This is a genomic window from Streptomyces sp. NPDC001851, from assembly GCF_040297165.1.
In the GTDB taxonomy this organism is placed as follows: Bacteria; Actinomycetota; Actinomycetes; order Streptomycetales; family Streptomycetaceae; genus Streptomyces.
Genome location: NZ_JBEOYR010000001.1, coordinates 299,932 through 316,538 on the forward strand (window position 1 = coordinate 299,932; position 16,607 = coordinate 316,538).

Below are 16,607 nucleotides of genomic sequence, written 5' to 3' on the forward strand. Positions count from 1 at the left end.
CCCACAAGTCGGGAGGGATCGCACACGAGTTCCCGGACACGTCCGAAAATCATGACGGGCGGGCTGAAACCGGCGTCTCCAGCGGCACGGCCGTCGGTGCCTCGTCCGCCGGCGTCCGGTGGTCGAAGGCGATGAGCGGGTCACCGGTCAGGGGATGGTCGACGACCGCCGCGCGCACCCCGAACACCTCCGCCAACAGCGCGGGCGTGAGGACGTGCCGCGGCGGGCCGGAGGCGACGACCGCTCCGTCGTGCAGGACGTGGAGACGGTCGCAGACGGAGGCCGCGGCATTCAGGTCGTGCAGCGACACCAGCGTCGTACGGCGCTGGGCACGCAGGAGGGCGAGCAGGTCGACCTGGTGGCGGATGTCGAGGTGGTTGGTCGGTTCGTCCAGCACCAGGACGTCCGGGTTCTGGGCGAAGGCCCTTGCCAGCAGCACGCGCTGACGCTCGCCGCCGGACAGGGCCGTGAAGCGGCGTCCGGCCGCCTCCGCCATGCCGACGTCGGTGAGCGCCTGTACGACGATGTCCCGGTCGGCGGCGTCCTCCCCGGCGAAGGCCCGCTTGTAGGGCGTACGGCCCATCGCGACGACCTCGCGCACGGTCAGCTCGAAGTCGCTCCCGCGCTCCTGCGGCAGGGCGGCCACGTGCCGCGCCGACTGAAGGGGGGTCATCTCCCGCAGGTCGGTGCCGGCGAGCAGGACCCGCCCGGCGGTGGGCTTCAGGTGCCGGTACACGGTGCGCAGGAGCGTGGACTTGCCGCTGCCGTTCGGGCCGACCAGGCCGGTGATCTCGCCCTCGGCGGCGACGAGACGGGCGCCCGCGACCACCGTACGGCCGGCGTAGGCGACGTGCAGGTCCTCGATGTCGATCCTCAACTGCCGCTCCCCAGGCGCCGGTCCAGCAGATACAGCAGGGCCGGAGCCCCGAGCAGCGAGGTGACCACGCCGACCGGCAGCTCCTGCGTGTCCATCGCCGTACGGCACACGATGTCGACCACCACCAGCAGCAGAGCGCCGAACAACGCGGAGAGCGGCAGGAGGCGCCGGTGGTCACCTCCCACGACCAGGCGGCAGACATGCGGCACCATCAGCGCGACGAACGCGATCGCGCCGGAGACCGCCACCAGGACACCGGTCAGCACGCTGGTGACGGTGAACAGCTCGCGGCGCAGCCGGGTGACGTCGACGCCGAGTCCGGCGGCCGTCTCGTCGCCCATCAGCAGCGCGTTCAGGCCCCGGGCGCGGGCCTGGAGCCACAGCAGGGCGGCGGGTACGGCGACGGCGGGTACCGCGAGCAGTTCCCAGGTCGCGCCGCTGAGGCTGCCCATGAGCCAGAACAGGACGCTGTGGGTCTGCTGCTCGTCCCCGGCCCGCAACACCAGGTAGCTGGTGAACCCGGAGAGGAACTGGCCGATCGCGACCCCGGCCAGCACCAGCCGCAGCGGCGCGAACCCGCCCCCGCGCCGGGCCACCGCCCACACCAGCGCGAACGTCGCCAGCGCGCCGGCGAAGGCCGCCCCGGACAGGCCCAGGCCCAGAGCACCGCCCGCGCCGAGGCCGAGGACGATCGCGGCGACCGCGCCGAGGGAGGCGCCGTTGGAGATGCCCAGCAGGTAGGGGTCGGCGAGCGGGTTGCGCACCAGCGCCTGGACGGCCGTACCGACGACACCGAGTCCCGCGCCGACGAGGGCGGCGAGCAGGGCCCGCGGGACTCGGAGTTGACAGACGATGAGGTCGTCCGTTCCGGGGCGCGGTGCCTCGCCGGACAGCCGCCGCCACACCACACCCCACACCTCCCCGGGCGGGATCGACGTCGAGCCCCAGGCCACGGCCGCCGTCAGCGCGGCCAGCAGTGCCACGGCCAGAACCGCCGCCAGTGGACCGGCCGGCAGGCTGCCGCGCTCCTCCCCGGCCGCGGCCTTCCGGCGCACCAGTGTGAAGGCCACGGTCAGGCGACCTTGCCCGGGTAGAGGGTCTTGGCGATGGCCTCGACCGTGTCGGCGTTCTCGACGCCTGCGATGGTGGTCCGCTCGGAGCCGATGCGCAGGAAGTGGCCCTCCTTGACCGCCTTCAGCCCCTTGGTGGCGGGGTTCGACTTCAGCCACTGCCCGGCCTCGTCGAACGCCTTCTTGTTCGCCGCCTCGCTACCGCGGTCGCGGACGCCGAGCTGGATCCAGTCGGGGTTCTTCGCGATGACGTCCTCCCAGCCGACCTGCTGGTAGTCGCCGTCGCAGTCGGCGAAGACGTTGCGGGCTCCGGCCAGGGTGATCACGGCGTTGCCGATCTGGCGGTTGCAGAGGACGGAGGGCTGTTTCGTACCGGCGTCGTAGTCGAAGAAGAAGTACGTCGGCCGGTTGCCCTGCGCCGTACCGCCGACCGCCTTCTGGACGGCGGCCACCTTCGCCTTCATCCCGGCGACGAGTTTCTGCGCCTGAGCGCTCGTGCCCGTGACCGCGCCGAGGGAGGTGATGTCGGCCTCGACGGCGGACAGGTCGGTCACCGGGGTCCTGCTCTGGGCGGCGCAGGCGGTGGACTTCAGGTAGATGTGCTGGATCCCGGCCGCCTTGAACTCCTCCGCCGTCGGCGCGTCCCCCATCCCACCGCCGCCCATGCCGCCCATGGAGGCGAAGGTGTCGATGTACAGGTCGGCGCCGGAGCCGAGCAGCTTCTCCTTGGGGATCACGGTCCGGCCGAGCACCTTGACCTTCCGCGCCTGGGCGTCGAGCGTGCCGGGCAGCGTGCCCTTGCCGGGCGGGAAGCCGGTGCCGATCACCCGGTCGCCGGCGCCGAGGCGGAGCAGCAGCTCCAGGCTGGAGGCGTTGCTGGTGACGATTCGCTTCGGGGCGCTGGAGAAGGTGGTCCTGGCGCCCGTGCAGTCGGTGACGGACACCGGGTAGCCGCCGGATGCCGCCTTCCCGGCCTGCCCCGCATGCCCGTCCGCCGTGTCCTTCCCCCCGCCACCGCAGCCCGCCAGCAGCAGGCCGCCGAGCACGGCGGCCGCGGTACCGCCCCACACACGAGAACGCATCGAACAACTCCCGGATCCACTCGGTACACGGGCGAGCCTTCGCCACCCGCTCCAGTAGTCGGGGCGAAGGCGCCCCGAGTTCCCGGCCGGTTGGCGATCGGGCTCGGACGAGCCGCTCCCGGTACTCCGGCGGCGAGGGTGCCGGTGCCGTTCTTCCAGCCGGCACCGGCACCCTGCCGGCTTGTCAGGCCGCCAGCGCGGCGGGCTGGTCCTCCCCCACTGCCTTGACGGCGTGGGAGGTGCCCCCATCGTCCAGCAGGTCCATCAACGTCGCGCGGGCCCGGGCCACGCGGGAGCGGACCGTGCCGATCGGGCAGTCGCTCACCGCGGCGGCCTCCGCATAGGGCAGGCCGAGCAGCTGCGTGAGGGTGAACGCCTCCCGGCGGTCGTCGGGCAGCGAGGCCAGCAGATCGAGCAGGGCGATGCCGTCGTCGAAGCCGGGCAGGTCGCGGGGCTGGGCCAGTTCGGCGGCCAGCTGCCAGTCCGGTACGTGCGACAGCCGGGGGCGGGCGGCGGCGTGCCGGTAGCTGTCGATCACCGCTCGGCGGGCGATGGACAGCAGCCAGGCACGGGCCGAGGAACGCCCTTCGAAGCGGTGCAGGCTGCCGAGCGCGCGCAGGAACGTGTCCTGTGCCAGATCGTCCACAGCCTGGGGATCGCCGCACAGATGGGCGACGTAGCGCTGGACGTCGCGGTGCAGGGCGCCCACGAACTGCTCGACCGCGTCCGCGTCACCGCCTCGGGCGGCCAGCGCCCACGCGGTGATCGATTCGTCGCTCTGGTCGCTTCTGGCGCGCGAGGTGGGCAGGGCGGAGGTGGGCAGGGCAGAGGTAATCACCTGGTGTCCTTCTCGGGTCAACCGTGATCCGGACCAGGGCGCGCCACAGCGCGCGGTCCGGTGAAAGAGGGAGAGCCGGCCCTACGGCGTCACTGTGGCGCTACGGCGCCGGTGCGGTCGTACGGCCGTGGCCCGAGGCGCACACGGGCAGCCGGGCGGCCTCGGGAAACCAGCTGTCTTTCAGACGACAGCCGTTCCCACCGGCGGACCCCGAGAAGTGATGGCGTGGACGAGCAGGAGGAGACGCGGCGCCCGGTCCGAGCGGCGGCGCCGCGGGTGGACGCGCGGGCGGTCGGGGGTACCGGGCAGGGCGAGCAGCAGCCGCAGCGGCGCCGCCAGCCATCCGGCCGTCGCCCGCAGGATCCGGAAGGCGGCCTTCTCGCCGTACGCCAGCCACAGGCCGCACAGCACCGCGGCGAGCAGGTGGGCGGCGAGCATGCCGAACGACGACGTACCGCCGTCCATGGAGTGCCCCATGTGGTCCATGGGGCTCATGCCCGTGTGGCCCGTATGCATGGCGCCCATGTCCATGGAGCTGTGCATGGCGTCCATGCCGCTCATGCCCATGGCGGCGGGGCCGCCGGACGTGCCGGACGTGCCGGACGCCGACTGGGCGTAGGAGAACGCCTCGTGCAGCACCGTCTGGGCGGCGACCACGACCGTCACGATCAGCGGCAGCCCGCGCTCACGCCCCGCCAGACACCAGCCCACGGCACCGGTCGCGGCCCCGCCGGCGGCCAGCGCCCACGCGGGCACGTCGGTGCCGGACATCAGGACGTGGCCCAGGGCAGCGAGCAGCACGCACATGGCCGCGAACACCGCGGCCCGTATCGCGCGAGCACACCACCCTGCTGTCATGGCGCCTCATCCTCGCATCCGGGCTTCGGTCGTCATGCGTGGGTACGGACATCCACGGGGGACCGTACTCAATCCGCAGGATGTGATCCAGCCCACGACAACCGGCTGGAACTCGACGGCACTCCGCCCCGACGTCTAGGAGAGGACTTCTCCGCCCTCGGCGCAGCCGGTCACGGACCGCTGTCGCTCGGGCGGACCACCACCGCGAGCGTCTCGACCGGCGCGCTGCGCTCGAAGTGCAGCGTGAACGGCACGAGGTCGCCCGCCCGCCAGCCCGCCCCGGCCCGCAGCGTCACGTCCACACCGCGGGGCGACAGGGACAGCACGCCGCCCGCGGGGACGCCGGCCGAGGTCACGTCCGCCTTGTACGCGGCCCGGCCGCCCAGCATGCGGTGCCCGCTGAGGGCGATCCGGCCGTGTGCGGCGGTGGACGTCACGCTCACCAGCCGGTCGTCCGCGCCACCGGCGTTGGCGATGTCGAAGAGTGCCGCGGTGTCCGTGCTGTCCCCGTACGGCAGCAGGACCCGCGCGTTCGAGACGGTGATCCGGGCCGGGCTGCCCGCCTTCCCGGCCCCGGCCCAGGTCGTCAGCCCGCCCAGGGCGAGGCTGCACGCGGCCACGGGGGCGAGCGCGGCCAGCAGGGTGTCGGTCAGCCGGCGGCGAGTGGGCCGCCAGGGATGCTGCTCGGTCATCGGGTACGCCTCCGGGCGGGAGCGGGTGCGGGCTGCCAGGCGCGCAGCCGCAGGCTGTTGCCCACGACCAGCAGCGAACTCACCGACATCGCCGCCGCGGCGAGCATCGGGTTGAGCAGGCCGACCATGGCCAGCGGCACGGTCACGGCGTTGTAGCCGAAGGCCCAGACGAGGTTGGCCCGGATCGTGCCCAGCGTGCGCCGGGCGAGCCGGACCGCGTCCGCCAACGCCTCGATGTCCCCGCGTACCAGCGTCACGTCGGCGGCCCCGATGGCCACGTCCGCGCCGCTGCCCATGGCGATGCCCAGGTCGGCTCCGGCCAGGGCTGCGGCGTCGTTCACCCCGTCGCCGATGACCGCGACGCGGCGGCCCTGCTCCTGCAGGTCCCGTACCAGGGCGGCCTTGGCCTCGGGGGTGCAGCGGGCGTGCACCTCGTCGATGCCGAGGGCGGCGGCCACGGCCTGCGCGGGCGCGTCGCGGTCACCGGTGGCGAGCACCGGCCGCACGCCGAGGCGCCGCAGCCGGTCCACGGCCCGGTAGGCGCCGGGCCGTACGACGTCCCCGACCTCGATCAGGGCCTCGGCCACACCGTCCACCCGGACCAGGACGGGCGTGTGGGCGGCGGCCTCGGCCACCGGCAGCGCGTCCGCCAGGGCATGGGGCAACTCGCCGTCCGCAGAGAGGACTTCCACCAGCCGGCCCTCGACCAGGCCGCGCACGCCCCGCCCCGGCACAGCGGCGAACTCACGCACGTCCGGCAGCGGTCCCCCGGGGAGCTCCCGCCGGGCGTACGCGGCGATCGCCCGGCCCAGGGGATGCTCCGAGCCGTGCTCGACGGCCCCGGCCAGTCGCAGCAGCGCCTCCCTGCCGAGCCCGCCCGGTATGACCGTGACGCGGGCGACGGTCATGTGGCCGGAGGTGAGGGTGCCGGTCTTGTCCAGGACGACCGTGTCGATGTGCTGGAGCCCCTCCAGCGCCTGCGGTCCGCCGACCAGGACGCCCAGTTGGGCACCGCGGCCGGTCGCGGCCATCAGCGCGGTCGGCGTGGCCAGGCCGAGCGCGCACGGGCAGGCCACGACGAGCACGGCCACGCACGCGGTGACGGCGGCCTGCGGGTCGGCCCCGGCGCCGAGCCAGAAGCCGAGACAGGTGACGGCCAGCGTCAGCACGACGGGGACGAACACTCCGGCCACCGTGTCGGCCAGCCGCTGCGCCCGCGCCTTGCCGGCCTGCGCCTCGGTCACCAGCCGGGTGATCCGGGCGAGCCGGGTGTCGGCACCGACGGCCGTGGCCTTCACCAGCAGCAGCCCGCCGGCGTTGACGGCGCCGCCGACCACCGCCGACCCCGGCCCGACCTCGACGGGCTCGCTCTCCCCGGTGACCAGGGACAGGTCGACGGCCGAACTGCCCTCCACCACCCGCCCGTCGGTGGCCACCCGCTCCCCCGGCCGCACGACGAAGACCTGCCCCGGCCTCAACCATTCGATGGGAACGAGCCGTTCGCCGTCGCCTTCCCGTATCGCCACCTCCTTGGCGGCGAGTTGGGCCAGCGATCCGAGCGCCGCCCCGGTCCCGCGCCGGGCCCGCGCCTCCAGGAACCGCCCCGCCAGCACGAACAGCGGTACGCCGACGGCCGCTTCGAGATAGAGGTGCGCGGCGCCGTCCGATGCCGAGGGCACCAGAGTGAACGGCATCCGCATGCCGGGCGCCCCGGCGCCGCCGAGGAAGAGCGCGTACGCGGACCAGGAGAAGGACGCCACCACACCCAGCGACACCAGCGTGTCCATGGTCGCCGCCGCATGCCGGAGCCCGCGCGCCGCACGCACATGGAAGGGCGACGCGCCCCACACCGCGACCGGCGCGGCCAGCGCGAAGCACAGCCACTGCCAGTTGCGGAACTGCAGCGCGGGCACCATCGACAGCACGAGCACGGGCAGCGCGAGCAGCGCGGTGATCAGCAGCCGGTCCCGCTCCTGGCGAGCGCCTTCGGACTCGCCCGTCCGCTGGGGCGGTTCGGGCTGCCTGGGCGGTTCGGGCAGGGCAGCCGTGTAGCCGGCCCTCTCGACGGCGGCGACGAGTTCCCCGGGCCCGATCCGCGGCGGGTGGCTCACACGCGCCCGCCCGGTGGCCAGATTGACGGTCGCCGTGACCCCGTCCAGCTTGCCGAGCTTCTTCTCGACGCGCCGCACACAGGCCGCGCACGTCATGCCGCCGACGGTCAGGTCGGTCGTCACCAGGTCCACGGCCACCGCTTCCCCGCCCATCAGTGGCCACCCCCGTGCATGCCCCCCATGTCGTCCGCGCCGCCGCCCCCGCCGGGACCGCCGTCGCCCCGGCTCTGGCCGGTGCCGTGCATGCCGGGCGCGACGGGCCCGGCGGAGGCACCGACGGCGTACGACACCGCGAACACCAGCGCCAGCAGGAGAAGGAATCCGCACAGGGCGGGCGGAGGCACCGGCTTCCGCAGCACCGCGCCCGCGCCGGAGGAGGTTTGCCGGGACTCGTCCATCAACCGCGTCTCCAGATCACGTCGTACGGCGACACTCGGATCGCGCCGTACTGCCTCAGGAGTCGGGGCCGCCGGGGGGCGAGTTCCGGAGCGGCCTTGTGGTCCGCGTCACCTGAGGGACAGCTGTGCCCAGGGACTGCGGCGACGGCCACCGCCGGCAGGGCAGGTGCGCTACTCCACCCGGGACCCGGCGGACCGGCCCCGCACGACGGCGAGGCCCGCCACCGCGAGGCCCGGCACGCTGTACAGCCCGACACCTGCCCAGCACAGGAGCTGCAACCCAGCAGGGGACGACCCAGGGGCTAATAGCGATAGCGCGCTGCGAGGATCACGATCTCCTTGTCCGTGACCAGATAGACAAGCCGGTGCTCATCGTCGATCCGCCTCGACCACACCCCGGGCAAGTGGTACTTGAGTGGCTCGGGCTTGCCGATCCCCGTGAAGGGGTCACGCTTGACGTCCTCGATGAGCTTGTTGATCCGAGCGAGCGTCTTGCGGTCGTTCTTGATGGTGGCCAGGGCGTTCTCGTATGCCTTGAGCAACCGGCGAGCATTCGCCGGAGAGCGCAGCAGATACGAGCCCTCCCGCAGAGCCGCGTAGTCCTCGGCCGAGACGAGTACGGCGTTGCCGTGCTTGGAGACGATCTCGATGGCCTCGTGATCGTCGTTGACCTTCTTGATCAGAGGAAAGAGAGCCTTGCGGGCTTCGCTCGCGGTTATCGACATGGGCTGACTCCCTACCTCAAGTGGTACCGAATAACGGTCAGCTGCCTACTCCAGCACGGGAAACAGCAAGGGGCCGGCTCCCGGAAGAGCCGACCCCATCTGAACTGCACGTTTGCCGGGCTGCCAGCGTGCTGTTACTGCACTCGCTCACACGTTGAAGCGGAACTCCACCACATCCCCGTCCTGCATCACATACTCCTTGCCCTCCATCCGGGCCTTGCCCTTGGCGCGGGCCTCGGCTACCGAGCCGGCCTGGACCAGGTCCTCGAAGGAGATGACCTCGGCCTTGATGAAGCCCTTCTGGAAGTCGGTGTGGATCACGCCGGCCGCCTCGGGGGCCGTGGCGCCCTTCTTGATCGTCCAGGCGCGGGACTCCTTGGGGCCGGCCGTCAGGTAGGTCTGCAGGCCGAGGGTGTTGAAGCCGACGCGGGCGAGGGTGGCGAGGCCGGGCTCGTGCTGGCCGACGGACTCCAGCAGCTCCAGGGCCTCCTCCTCGTCCAGCTCGGCGAGGTCCGCCTCCAGCTTGGCGTTGAGGAAGATCGCCTCGGCCGGGGCGACCAGGGCGCGCTGCTCGTTCTTGAACTCCTCGTCGACCAGTTCCTCCTCGTCGACGTTGAAGACGTAGAGGAAGGGCTTGGTGGTGAGCAGGTGCAGGTCGTGGAGGAGTTCGTTGCGCTCCGTGCCCTGGACGATGCCGTGCGCGAAGAGCGTGTCGCCCTTCTCCAGGATCTCCTTGGCCTCCTCGACCGCCTTGACCTTCGGGGCCACGTCCTTCTTGATGCGCGACTCCTTCTGGAGGCGCGGCAGGACCTTCTCGATCGTCTGGAGGTCGGCGAGGATCAGCTCGGTGTTGATCGTCTCGATGTCGTCCTTCGGCGAGACCTTGCCGTCGACGTGGACGACGTTCTCGTCCTTGAAGGCGCGGATGACCTGGCAGATCGCGTCGGACTCGCGGATGTTCGCGAGGAACTTGTTGCCGAGGCCCTCGCCCTCGGAGGCGCCGCGCACGATGCCCGCGATGTCGACGAAGTCGACCGTGGCCGGGAGGATGCGCTCCGAAGAGAAGATCGACGCCAGCTTGGCCAGGCGGGCGTCGGGGACGCCCACCACGCCGACGTTCGGCTCGATCGTGGCGAACGGGTAGTTGGCCGCCAGCACGTCGTTCTTGGTCAGGGCGTTGAACAGGGTCGACTTGCCGACATTGGGCAGGCCGACGATTCCGATCGTGAGCGACACGTTGCGACTTCCCGTAGATGAGTGGGCCAGGGGGCTGTCAGGGGCCAGAGACCGACACTGGCCGATCCCCCAGTTTACGGGGTCCGCGCCTACCGCCTCGCGGGAGCTTCGAACGCCCGGCCAGGGGCTGCGCACCGGCGTGTCGGATGGGTGATTCGGCACATAAACAGACCTAAGTTGGTCCAGTGGAGCAACGCAGAACGCGACCCCCGAACGACGGAGCGCGACGCGGCTCGCGGAAGCCCGCGCACCTGCCCCCGCAGGCCGGGCGCAGGCCGGGCGGCGAGCGCAGGCCGGGGGCGCGGCGGCCGGAGCGGCGGGAGCGCCCCGCACGCCCGGTGCCGCCGGGTCCGCTGCTTCCCGGTCCCCGGCTCACCGGGCTCGGCAGCGGACTGTTCTGTGCCGTGGTGATGTTCCTGCTGGGCTGCCTGGACGCGCTGCTGTTCGGCGGGGCGCTCACGGTGTACGGCGTGCTGTTCCTGCCGGTGTGCGTCCTGACCGCGCTGTGGGTGCGGGCCGGGGACGTGCTGACCGCTCCCGTGGTCGTACCGATCGCCTTCGCCGTGGGGCTGCTGCCCGTCGCCGACGGCAGCGGGGGGCTGCTCGGCCGGCTGATGGGGCTGTTCACCGGGCTCGCCACCCAGGCCGGCTGGCTGTACGGCGGGACGCTCGTCGCCGGAGTGATCGTGCTCGTACGCCGGGTGCGGTGGGTGCGGGGGCGCAGGCGTCCGACGGTCTGAGCGGCCGGCGCCGGCTCTCGCGCCGGAGCCGGTGCCCGCGGGCCGCCGGGGGCTACGCGTGCTGGGCCGCTCTCATCGCCGCTCCCACGATGCCCGCGTCGTTCTGCAGCTGGGCGGGCACGATCTCGGCTCTGACACCCTCGATGAGGTGCAGGAACTTGTCGGCCTTGCGGCTGACCCCGCCGCCGATGATGAACAGCTCGGGCGAGAACAGCATCTCCACGTGCGCCAGATACTTCTGGACGCGGCGCGCCCACTGCTGCCAGCTCAGGCCGTGGTCGTCCTTGGCCTTGCTGGAGGCCTTCCGCTCCGCGTCGTGGCCGCTCAGCTCCAGGTGGCCCAGCTCCGTGTTCGGGACGAGGACGCCGTCCGCGAAGACGGCGCTGCCGATGCCGGTGCCGAAGGTGAGCAGGATGACCGTGCCCTTGCGGTCGCGGCCGGCGCCGAACTGCATCTCGGCGACGCCCGCCGCGTCCGCGTCGTTGACGACGGTCACCGGCAGGCCGCCCAGTCTGCCGCTGAACAGGGCGCGCGCGTCGGTGTCGATCCAGCTCTTGTCGACGTTCGCCGCCGTGCGGACCGTGGCGCCGCCGGTGACCACTCCGGGGAAGGTCAGGCCGACCGGGCCGGTCCAGCCGAAGTGGTCGACGACCTGCTTGACCCCGTCGGCCACGCCGTCGGGCGTCGCCGGGCGCGGGGTGAGCACCTTGCAGCGCTCCTGGGCGAGGTCACCCCTGTCCAGGTCCACAGGGGCGCCCTTGATCCCGGATCCGCCGATGTCCACGCCGAAGATCTGCATGGCTCCACGTTACGACGGACGACTGACAGTCACGCCTCGGGCGTATCCGGCGGTCACGCCTCGGGGGTGCCGGAGCCGCCGCGCTCGGCGACCAGGGAGGCCGCCTCCTCGCGCAGGTCGCGGCGGAGTTCCTTGGGCAGGGAGAAGGTGATGGACTCCTCGGCGGCCTTGACGAGCTCCACATCGCCGTAGCCGCGCTCGGCGAGCCACTCCAGGACCTGCTCGACCAGGACCTCGGGGACGGAGGCGCCGGAAGTGACACCGACGGTGGTCACGCCCTCCAGCCAGGCCTCGTCGATCTCGTCGGCGAAGTCCACGAGGTAGGCCTCGCGGGCACCGGCGAGCTTGGCGACCTCGACGAGCCGCTTGGAGTTGGAGGAGTTGCGCGAGCCGACCACGATGACCAGTTCGGCCTCGGCGCCCATCTGCTTCACGGCGAGCTGGCGGTTCTGCGTGGCGTAGCAGATGTCGTCGCTGGGCGGGGAGACCAGGCCCGGGAACTTCGTCTTGAGGGCGTCGACGGTCTCCATGGTCTCGTCCACGGACAGGGTGGTCTGGGACAGCCAGACCACCTTCGACGGGTCGCGGACCTCGACCTTGGCGACGTCGCCGGGGCCGTCGACGAGCTGGATGTGGTCGGGGGCCTCGCCGGAGGTGCCGATGACCTCCTCGTGGCCCTCGTGGCCGATCAGGAGGATGTCGTAGTCCTCGTTGGCGTAACGGACGGCTTCCTTGTGGACCTTGGTGACCAGGGGGCAGGTGGCGTCGATGGTGGCGAGGCGGCCCTGCTTGGCCTCCTCGTGGACGACCGGGGCGACGCCGTGCGCCGAGAACATGACGATGTTGCCCGGTGGCACCTCCTCCGTCCGCTCGACGAAGATCGCGCCCTTCTTCTCCAGGGTCTGCACGACGTACTTGTTGTGGACGATCTCGTGCCGGACGTAGATCGGGGCCCCGTACTGTTCGAGGGCCTTCTCGACGGCGATCACGGCGCGGTCCACACCGGCGCAGTAGCCACGGGGGGCGGCGAGCAGGACACGGCGGCCAGGCGAAGCGGTCATGCGTCCCATCGTAAGGGTGCGTCCGCCGGCCCACGGTCCCGCGTTGAACGGCGCTCGACCGGACTGTCGGTACCCCCCGTTACTCTCAACCGCATGGCTGCGAAAACCACCCCCGAAGCCCCCCTCCCCGTCGGTGAGGTCTCCCGGCTGATCGGGGGCTGGATCGACCGGCTCGGTGCGGTGTGGGTCGAGGGGCAGATCACGCAGTTGTCGCGGCGGCCCGGCGCCGGGGTCGTGTTCCTGACGCTGCGGGATCCGTCGCACGACATCTCCGTGAGCGTGACCTGCTACCGGCAGGTGTTCGACGCCGTCGCGGACGTCGTCGGCGAGGGCGCCCGCGTCGTCGTACTCGCCAAGCCCGAGTGGTACGCCCCGCGCGGCCAGCTCTCCCTGCGCGCCGCCGAGATCAGACCCGTCGGCGTCGGCGAACTGCTGGCCCGCCTTGAGCGGCTGAAGAAGGCGCTCGCGACGGAAGGGCTGTTCGCGCCGGAGCGGAAGAAGCCACTGCCGTTCCTGCCGCAGCTGATCGGGCTGGTCTGCGGCCGTGCCTCCGCCGCGGAGCGGGACGTGCTGGAGAACGCCCGGCACCGCTGGCCCGCCGTCCGCTTCGAGGTGCGCAACGTCCCGGTGCAGGGCGTGCACGCCGTTCCGCAGGTCGTGCAGGCGGTGAAGGAGCTGGACGAGATCGAGGACGTGGACGTCATCATCGTCGCGCGCGGCGGCGGCAGCGTGGAGGACCTGCTGCCGTTCTCCGACGAGCAGCTGGTGCGGGCCGTGGCCGAGTGCCGTACGCCGGTCGTCTCCGCCATCGGGCACGAGCCCGACAACCCGCTGCTGGACCACGTGGCCGACCTGCGCGCCTCCACGCCGACCGACGCGGCCAAGAAGGTCGTGCCGGACGTGGGCGAGGAGTTCGAGCGGGTGCGGATGCTGCGGGACCGGGCCCGGCGCTGTATGAACGCGTTCGTCGATCGGGAGGAGCGGGGGCTGGCGCACGCGCTGGCCCGCCCGTCGATGGAGGATCCGCACCGGATGGTCGACGAGCGCGCCGACCATGTGGCCTCCCTGGCCGAGCGGGGCCGGCGGACCCTCGGCCACCTCCTGGACCGCGCGGACTCGGAGCTGACGCACACGCACGCGCGCGTGGTGGCCCTCTCCCCCGCGGCCACGCTCAAGCGCGGCTATGCGGTGCTGCAGAGGTCCGACGGGCACGTGGTGCGCGGCCCGGACGAGGTGACGGAGGGCGAGGCGCTGCGTGCGCGCGTCGCCGACGGTGAATTCACGGTGAAGGTGGGCGAATGACCAGCAAGGTGGACGAGGCGCTGTCCTACGAGCAGGCGCGGGACGAGTTGATCGAGGTCGTACGGCGCCTGGAGGCGGGCGGTACGACGCTGGAGGAGTCCCTGGCGCTGTGGGAGCGCGGTGAGGAGCTGGCCAAGGTGTGCCGGCGCTGGCTGGAGGGGGCGCGGGCCCGGCTGGACGCCGCGCTCGCCGAGGAGGAAGGGGCGGAGGGGAAGGGGCAGGGAGGGGACGCCGGGTAGGCGCGCGGTCGGGGCGGAGCGCTCCACGGAGCCGTGAGGCGGGTCACCCCGCCCCGACTATTGTTGAAGCTTGAACTTCACTGGCGTAGGGTCGGTGCCCTCAGGCGATCCGGACCACGGTCCGCTACGCCGCAGCAAGACGCCACACCCTAGGAAAAGCACATGTCTCTCGTTCTTGACCCCGCCGCCCAGGACCTGCTGTTCCGCGAGGCCCGCACCGCGAACACCTTCAGCGACGAGCCGGTGACCGACGAGCAGGTCCAGGCGATCTACGACCTGGTCAAGTACGGCCCCACCGCCTTCAACCAGAGCCCGCTGCGCATCACCCTGGTCCGCTCCCCCGAGGCCCGTGAGCGCCTGGTGCGGCACATGGCCGAGGGCAACCAGCCGAAGACGGCCGCCGCCCCGCTGGTCGCGATCCTCTCCGCGGACAACGAGTTCCACGAGGAGCTGCCGACCCTCTTCCCGCACTTCCCGCAGGCCAAGGACCTGTTCTTCAGCGAGCGTCCGGCCCGTGAGGGCGCCGCCGCGCTGAACGCGGCCCTGCAGGCCGCCTACTTCATCGTCGGCGTCCGCGCCGCGGGCCTCGCCGCCGGCCCGATGACCGGCTTCGACTTCGAGGGCGTCCGCAAGGAGTTCCTCGACGACGACCACACCCCGCTGATGGTGGTCAACATCGGCAAGCCGGGCCCGGACGCCTGGTTCCCGCGCTCGCCGCGTCTGGCGTACGACGACGTCGTCACGACCGTCTGACACCCCCGCAGGACGCCCGTACACCCCGTACGGCACCTCCGCACGCGAGAGGCCCCCGGCACACACCGCCGGGGGCCTCTCGCGCGGGTCACGCGCGGCTCACCGCGTCTTCAGCGCCGCCGCCACCTTCGTCAGCTCCGCGAAGGACGCCGTGCCGGCCACCACCGTCGTGGCGCCGGACGGGCCGTTCAGGACGAGGGCGTCGTAGCGGCCGCCGGTGTAGCGGGTCCAGGTGCGGCCGGCGATCGTCTCGGTCTGCTTCGTCGCGGACGCGCCCTGGCTGGCCTCGTCGATGAACTCGGCCGGCTTCTGCGTGGACTGTTCGACCTGGACGTACTGGCCGTCCGGGGTCTGGTAGCCCAGGTGCCAGCGGTCGGAGTTCTCGCCCTGGAAGCGTACGGAGGTCGCCTTCCAGGTGCTCGGCAGGCCCTCGGGTGCGGCCACCGGGTAGCTCGCCGCGCGCCGGGCCGTGAGCAGCTCGACCCGGTAGTCGACCCGCTTGAGGTCGGGCGCGTGATCGTCGTGCGGGATGGCGAGGAAGTAGACGACCAACGCCGCGATGCCGATCAGGACCAGGGAGAGCACCATGTCCCGGGCCGTCTTCTGCTTACCGTTCGAACCTGCCACGCCCTCTATCGTCGCAGGTGCCCCAAGCGCTCATCCGTGGGGTCCCCTGCTCATTTTGTCCGCCCGGCGATAGAGTCGGGTCCAATACCCTCATCCGGCCGTCGTCGTATCAGAAAGGTGCGCTCCGATGACCGAAAATCATCATCTGCCGTCCGAGCTCGATGTTCCCTCCGAGGCTCCCGACCGCAACCTCGCCCTCGAACTCGTCCGGGTCACCGAAGCCGCCGCCATGGCCGCGGGCCGCTGGGTGGGGCGCGGCGACAAGAACGGCGCCGACGGTGCCGCGGTGCGCGCCATGCGAACCCTCGTCTCCACCGTGTCGATGAACGGCGTCGTCGTCATCGGCGAGGGCGAGAAGGACGAGGCCCCGATGCTCTTCAACGGGGAGCACGTGGGCGACGGCACCGGCCCCGAGGTCGACATCGCGGTCGACCCGATCGACGGCACCACGCTGACGGCCAAGGGCATGCCGAACGCGATCGCCGTCCTCGCCGCCGCCGAGCGGGGCGCCATGTTCGACCCGTCCGCCGTGTTCTACATGGACAAGCTGGTCACCGGCCCGGAGGCGGCGGACTTCGTCGACATCAACGCGCCCGTCGGCGTGAACATCCGCCGGATCGCCAAGGCCAAGCGGTCCTCGCCGGAGGACGTCACCGTCGTCATCCTGGACCGGCCGCGGCACGAGGGCCTGATCAGGGAGGTCCGGGAGGCGGGCGCCCGCATCAAGCTGATCTCCGACGGCGATGTCGCCGGCTCGGTCTACGCGCTGCGCGAGGGCACGGGCGTCGACCTGCTGCTCGGCATCGGCGGTACGCCCGAGGGCATCATCTCGGCCTGCGCGGTGAAGTGCCTGGGCGGCACCATCCAGGGCAAGCTGTGGCCCAAGGACGACGAGGAGCGGGCGCGCGCCATCGACGCCGGGCACGACCTGGACCGCGTGCTGACGACCGACGACCTGGTGGCGGGCGAGAACGTGTTCTTCGTCGCGACCGGCATCACCGACGGTGAGCTGCTGCGGGGCGTGCAGTACCGGTCGGAGACCGCGCTGACCGAGTCGATCGTGATGCGGTCGAAGTCCGGGACGGTGCGCAGGATCTACTCCGAGCACCGGCTGAGCAAGCTGCGGGCCTACAGCGCGATCGACTTCGACCGGGCCAAGTAGCCCCCCGCGCCGCCGAACAGGAAGCGCCCCCTGTGCG

18 protein-coding genes and 1 pseudogene are annotated in these 16,607 nt (G+C 72.1%); 5 read left to right on the forward strand and 14 right to left on the reverse strand.

Annotation, left to right across the window (positions count from 1 at the left end; genetic code table 11):
• Positions 1 to 49 precede the first annotated feature (49 nt).
• The 11 genes and pseudogenes from ABT171_RS01390 to ychF all read right to left on the reverse strand — a co-directional run bounded on the left by ABT171_RS01390 (position 50) and on the right by ychF (position 9,887).
• Positions 50 to 877 (reverse strand): ABC transporter ATP-binding protein, encoded by an 828-nt coding sequence (locus ABT171_RS01390; RefSeq protein ID WP_351238498.1) that lies wholly within the window; start codon positions 875 to 877, stop codon positions 50 to 52.
• Positions 874 to 1,947, reverse strand: coding sequence for a FecCD family ABC transporter permease (locus tag ABT171_RS01395; protein WP_351238500.1), 1,074 nt, complete (start codon positions 1,945 to 1,947; stop codon positions 874 to 876). Before ABT171_RS01395 ends, ABT171_RS01390 begins: the two co-directional genes overlap by 4 nt.
• 2 nt (positions 1,948 to 1,949) lie before the next feature.
• Positions 1,950 to 3,029, reverse strand: a complete 1,080-nt coding sequence (locus tag ABT171_RS01400; RefSeq protein WP_351238502.1) for an ABC transporter substrate-binding protein — start codon at positions 3,027 to 3,029, stop codon at positions 1,950 to 1,952.
• A 184-nt stretch (positions 3,030 to 3,213) separates the two neighbouring features.
• Positions 3,214 to 3,867, reverse strand: a complete 654-nt coding sequence (locus tag ABT171_RS01405; RefSeq protein WP_503072615.1) for a sigma-70 family RNA polymerase sigma factor — start codon at positions 3,865 to 3,867, stop codon at positions 3,214 to 3,216.
• Positions 3,868 to 4,047: 180 nt separating this feature from the next.
• The gene (locus ABT171_RS01410) at positions 4,048 to 4,725 is read right to left on the reverse strand and encodes a hypothetical protein (RefSeq protein ID WP_351238504.1); all 678 of its coding nucleotides are present in this window, start codon (positions 4,723 to 4,725) and stop codon (positions 4,048 to 4,050) included.
• Between the two features lie 170 nt (positions 4,726 to 4,895).
• Entirely contained in the window at positions 4,896 to 5,417 is a 522-nt protein-coding gene (locus tag ABT171_RS01415) for a copper chaperone PCu(A)C (protein WP_351238506.1), read from the reverse strand.
• Positions 5,414 to 7,681 carry a heavy metal translocating P-type ATPase gene (locus ABT171_RS01420; RefSeq protein ID WP_351238508.1) on the reverse strand — a complete coding sequence of 756 codons (2,268 nt, stop codon included), beginning with the start codon at positions 7,679 to 7,681 and terminating at the stop codon, positions 5,414 to 5,416. Before ABT171_RS01420 ends, ABT171_RS01415 begins: the two co-directional genes overlap by 4 nt.
• The gene (locus tag ABT171_RS01425; protein WP_351238510.1) at positions 7,681 to 7,926 is read right to left on the reverse strand and encodes a hypothetical protein; all 246 of its coding nucleotides are present in this window, start codon (positions 7,924 to 7,926) and stop codon (positions 7,681 to 7,683) included. The genes ABT171_RS01420 and ABT171_RS01425 overlap by 1 nt, the downstream gene beginning before the upstream one ends.
• A 302-nt stretch (positions 7,927 to 8,228) precedes the next feature.
• Positions 8,229 to 8,468, reverse strand: a complete 240-nt coding sequence (locus ABT171_RS01430) for a Txe/YoeB family addiction module toxin (RefSeq protein ID WP_351239097.1) — start codon at positions 8,466 to 8,468, stop codon at positions 8,229 to 8,231.
• A gap of 48 nt (positions 8,469 to 8,516) precedes the next feature.
• Positions 8,517 to 8,651 (reverse strand): annotated as a pseudogene (locus tag ABT171_RS01435) (type II toxin-antitoxin system Phd/YefM family antitoxin); the annotation flags it as partial.
• A gap of 147 nt (positions 8,652 to 8,798) precedes the next feature.
• The gene (ychF, locus tag ABT171_RS01440; protein WP_351238512.1) at positions 8,799 to 9,887 is read right to left on the reverse strand and encodes a redox-regulated ATPase YchF; all 1,089 of its coding nucleotides are present in this window, start codon (positions 9,885 to 9,887) and stop codon (positions 8,799 to 8,801) included.
• A 185-nt stretch (positions 9,888 to 10,072) separates the two neighbouring features.
• Here ychF and ABT171_RS01445 point away from each other — a divergent pair, with 185 nt between their 5' ends.
• On the forward strand, positions 10,073 to 10,627 hold the full coding sequence (locus ABT171_RS01445; protein WP_351238514.1) for a DUF6542 domain-containing protein: 555 nt from the start codon (positions 10,073 to 10,075) through the stop codon (positions 10,625 to 10,627).
• A 52-nt stretch (positions 10,628 to 10,679) separates the two neighbouring features.
• Here the strand turns inward: ABT171_RS01445 and ppgK are convergent, their stop codons facing one another.
• Both ppgK and ABT171_RS01455 read right to left on the reverse strand, forming a co-directional pair.
• Positions 10,680 to 11,426 (reverse strand): polyphosphate--glucose phosphotransferase, encoded by a 747-nt coding sequence (ppgK, locus tag ABT171_RS01450; RefSeq protein WP_351238516.1) that lies wholly within the window; start codon positions 11,424 to 11,426, stop codon positions 10,680 to 10,682.
• Positions 11,427 to 11,479: 53 nt separating this feature from the next.
• On the reverse strand, positions 11,480 to 12,496 hold the full coding sequence (locus tag ABT171_RS01455) for a 4-hydroxy-3-methylbut-2-enyl diphosphate reductase (protein WP_351238518.1): 1,017 nt from the start codon (positions 12,494 to 12,496) through the stop codon (positions 11,480 to 11,482).
• An 84-nt stretch (positions 12,497 to 12,580) separates the two neighbouring features.
• Here ABT171_RS01455 and xseA point away from each other — a divergent pair, with 84 nt between their 5' ends.
• From xseA to ABT171_RS01470, 3 genes are all read left to right on the forward strand, one after another.
• Positions 12,581 to 13,789, forward strand: a complete 1,209-nt coding sequence (gene xseA / locus ABT171_RS01460) for an exodeoxyribonuclease VII large subunit (RefSeq protein ID WP_351238520.1) — start codon at positions 12,581 to 12,583, stop codon at positions 13,787 to 13,789.
• Complete coding sequence (locus ABT171_RS01465) at positions 13,786 to 14,028, forward strand: exodeoxyribonuclease VII small subunit (protein WP_351238522.1); 243 nt, start codon at positions 13,786 to 13,788, stop codon at positions 14,026 to 14,028. The genes xseA and ABT171_RS01465 overlap by 4 nt, the downstream gene beginning before the upstream one ends.
• Before the next feature lie 162 nt (positions 14,029 to 14,190).
• Positions 14,191 to 14,781 carry a malonic semialdehyde reductase gene (locus ABT171_RS01470; protein WP_351238524.1) on the forward strand — a complete coding sequence of 197 codons (591 nt, stop codon included), beginning with the start codon at positions 14,191 to 14,193 and terminating at the stop codon, positions 14,779 to 14,781.
• 99 nt (positions 14,782 to 14,880) lie between these two features.
• Here ABT171_RS01470 and ABT171_RS01475 read toward each other — a convergent pair whose 3' ends face one another.
• On the reverse strand, positions 14,881 to 15,408 hold the full coding sequence (locus ABT171_RS01475; protein WP_351238526.1) for a DUF4245 domain-containing protein: 528 nt from the start codon (positions 15,406 to 15,408) through the stop codon (positions 14,881 to 14,883).
• A 127-nt stretch (positions 15,409 to 15,535) separates the two neighbouring features.
• On the opposite strand from ABT171_RS01475, the gene glpX reads away from it, so the two are divergent.
• Positions 15,536 to 16,570 carry a class II fructose-bisphosphatase gene (gene glpX, locus ABT171_RS01480; protein ID WP_351238528.1) on the forward strand — a complete coding sequence of 345 codons (1,035 nt, stop codon included), beginning with the start codon at positions 15,536 to 15,538 and terminating at the stop codon, positions 16,568 to 16,570.
• Positions 16,571 to 16,607 lie beyond the last annotated feature (37 nt).

What these genes read in the sequence shown, in the direction of transcription:
- ABT171_RS01400 (WP_351238502.1), bottom strand. Translation starts at nt 3,029, where the DNA reads ATGCGTTCTCGTGTGTGGGGCGGTACCGCGGCCGCCGTGCTCGGCGGC.
- ABT171_RS01410 (WP_351238504.1), bottom strand. Translation starts at nt 4,725, where the DNA reads ATGACAGCAGGGTGGTGTGCTCGCGCGATACGGGCCGCGGTGTTCGCG.
- ABT171_RS01415 (WP_351238506.1), bottom strand. Translation starts at nt 5,417, where the DNA reads ATGACCGAGCAGCATCCCTGGCGGCCCACTCGCCGCCGGCTGACCGAC.
- ABT171_RS01420 (WP_351238508.1), bottom strand. Translation starts at nt 7,681, where the DNA reads ATGGGCGGGGAAGCGGTGGCCGTGGACCTGGTGACGACCGACCTGACC.
- ABT171_RS01425 (WP_351238510.1), bottom strand. Translation starts at nt 7,926, where the DNA reads ATGGACGAGTCCCGGCAAACCTCCTCCGGCGCGGGCGCGGTGCTGCGG.
- ppgK (WP_351238516.1), bottom strand. Translation starts at nt 11,426, where the DNA reads ATGCAGATCTTCGGCGTGGACATCGGCGGATCCGGGATCAAGGGCGCC.
- ABT171_RS01455 (WP_351238518.1), bottom strand. Translation starts at nt 12,496, where the DNA reads ATGGGACGCATGACCGCTTCGCCTGGCCGCCGTGTCCTGCTCGCCGCC.
- xseA (WP_351238520.1), top strand. Translation starts at nt 12,581, where the DNA reads ATGGCTGCGAAAACCACCCCCGAAGCCCCCCTCCCCGTCGGTGAGGTC.
- ABT171_RS01465 (WP_351238522.1), top strand. Translation starts at nt 13,786, where the DNA reads ATGACCAGCAAGGTGGACGAGGCGCTGTCCTACGAGCAGGCGCGGGAC.
- ABT171_RS01470 (WP_351238524.1), top strand. Translation starts at nt 14,191, where the DNA reads ATGTCTCTCGTTCTTGACCCCGCCGCCCAGGACCTGCTGTTCCGCGAG.
- glpX (WP_351238528.1), top strand. Translation starts at nt 15,536, where the DNA reads ATGACCGAAAATCATCATCTGCCGTCCGAGCTCGATGTTCCCTCCGAG.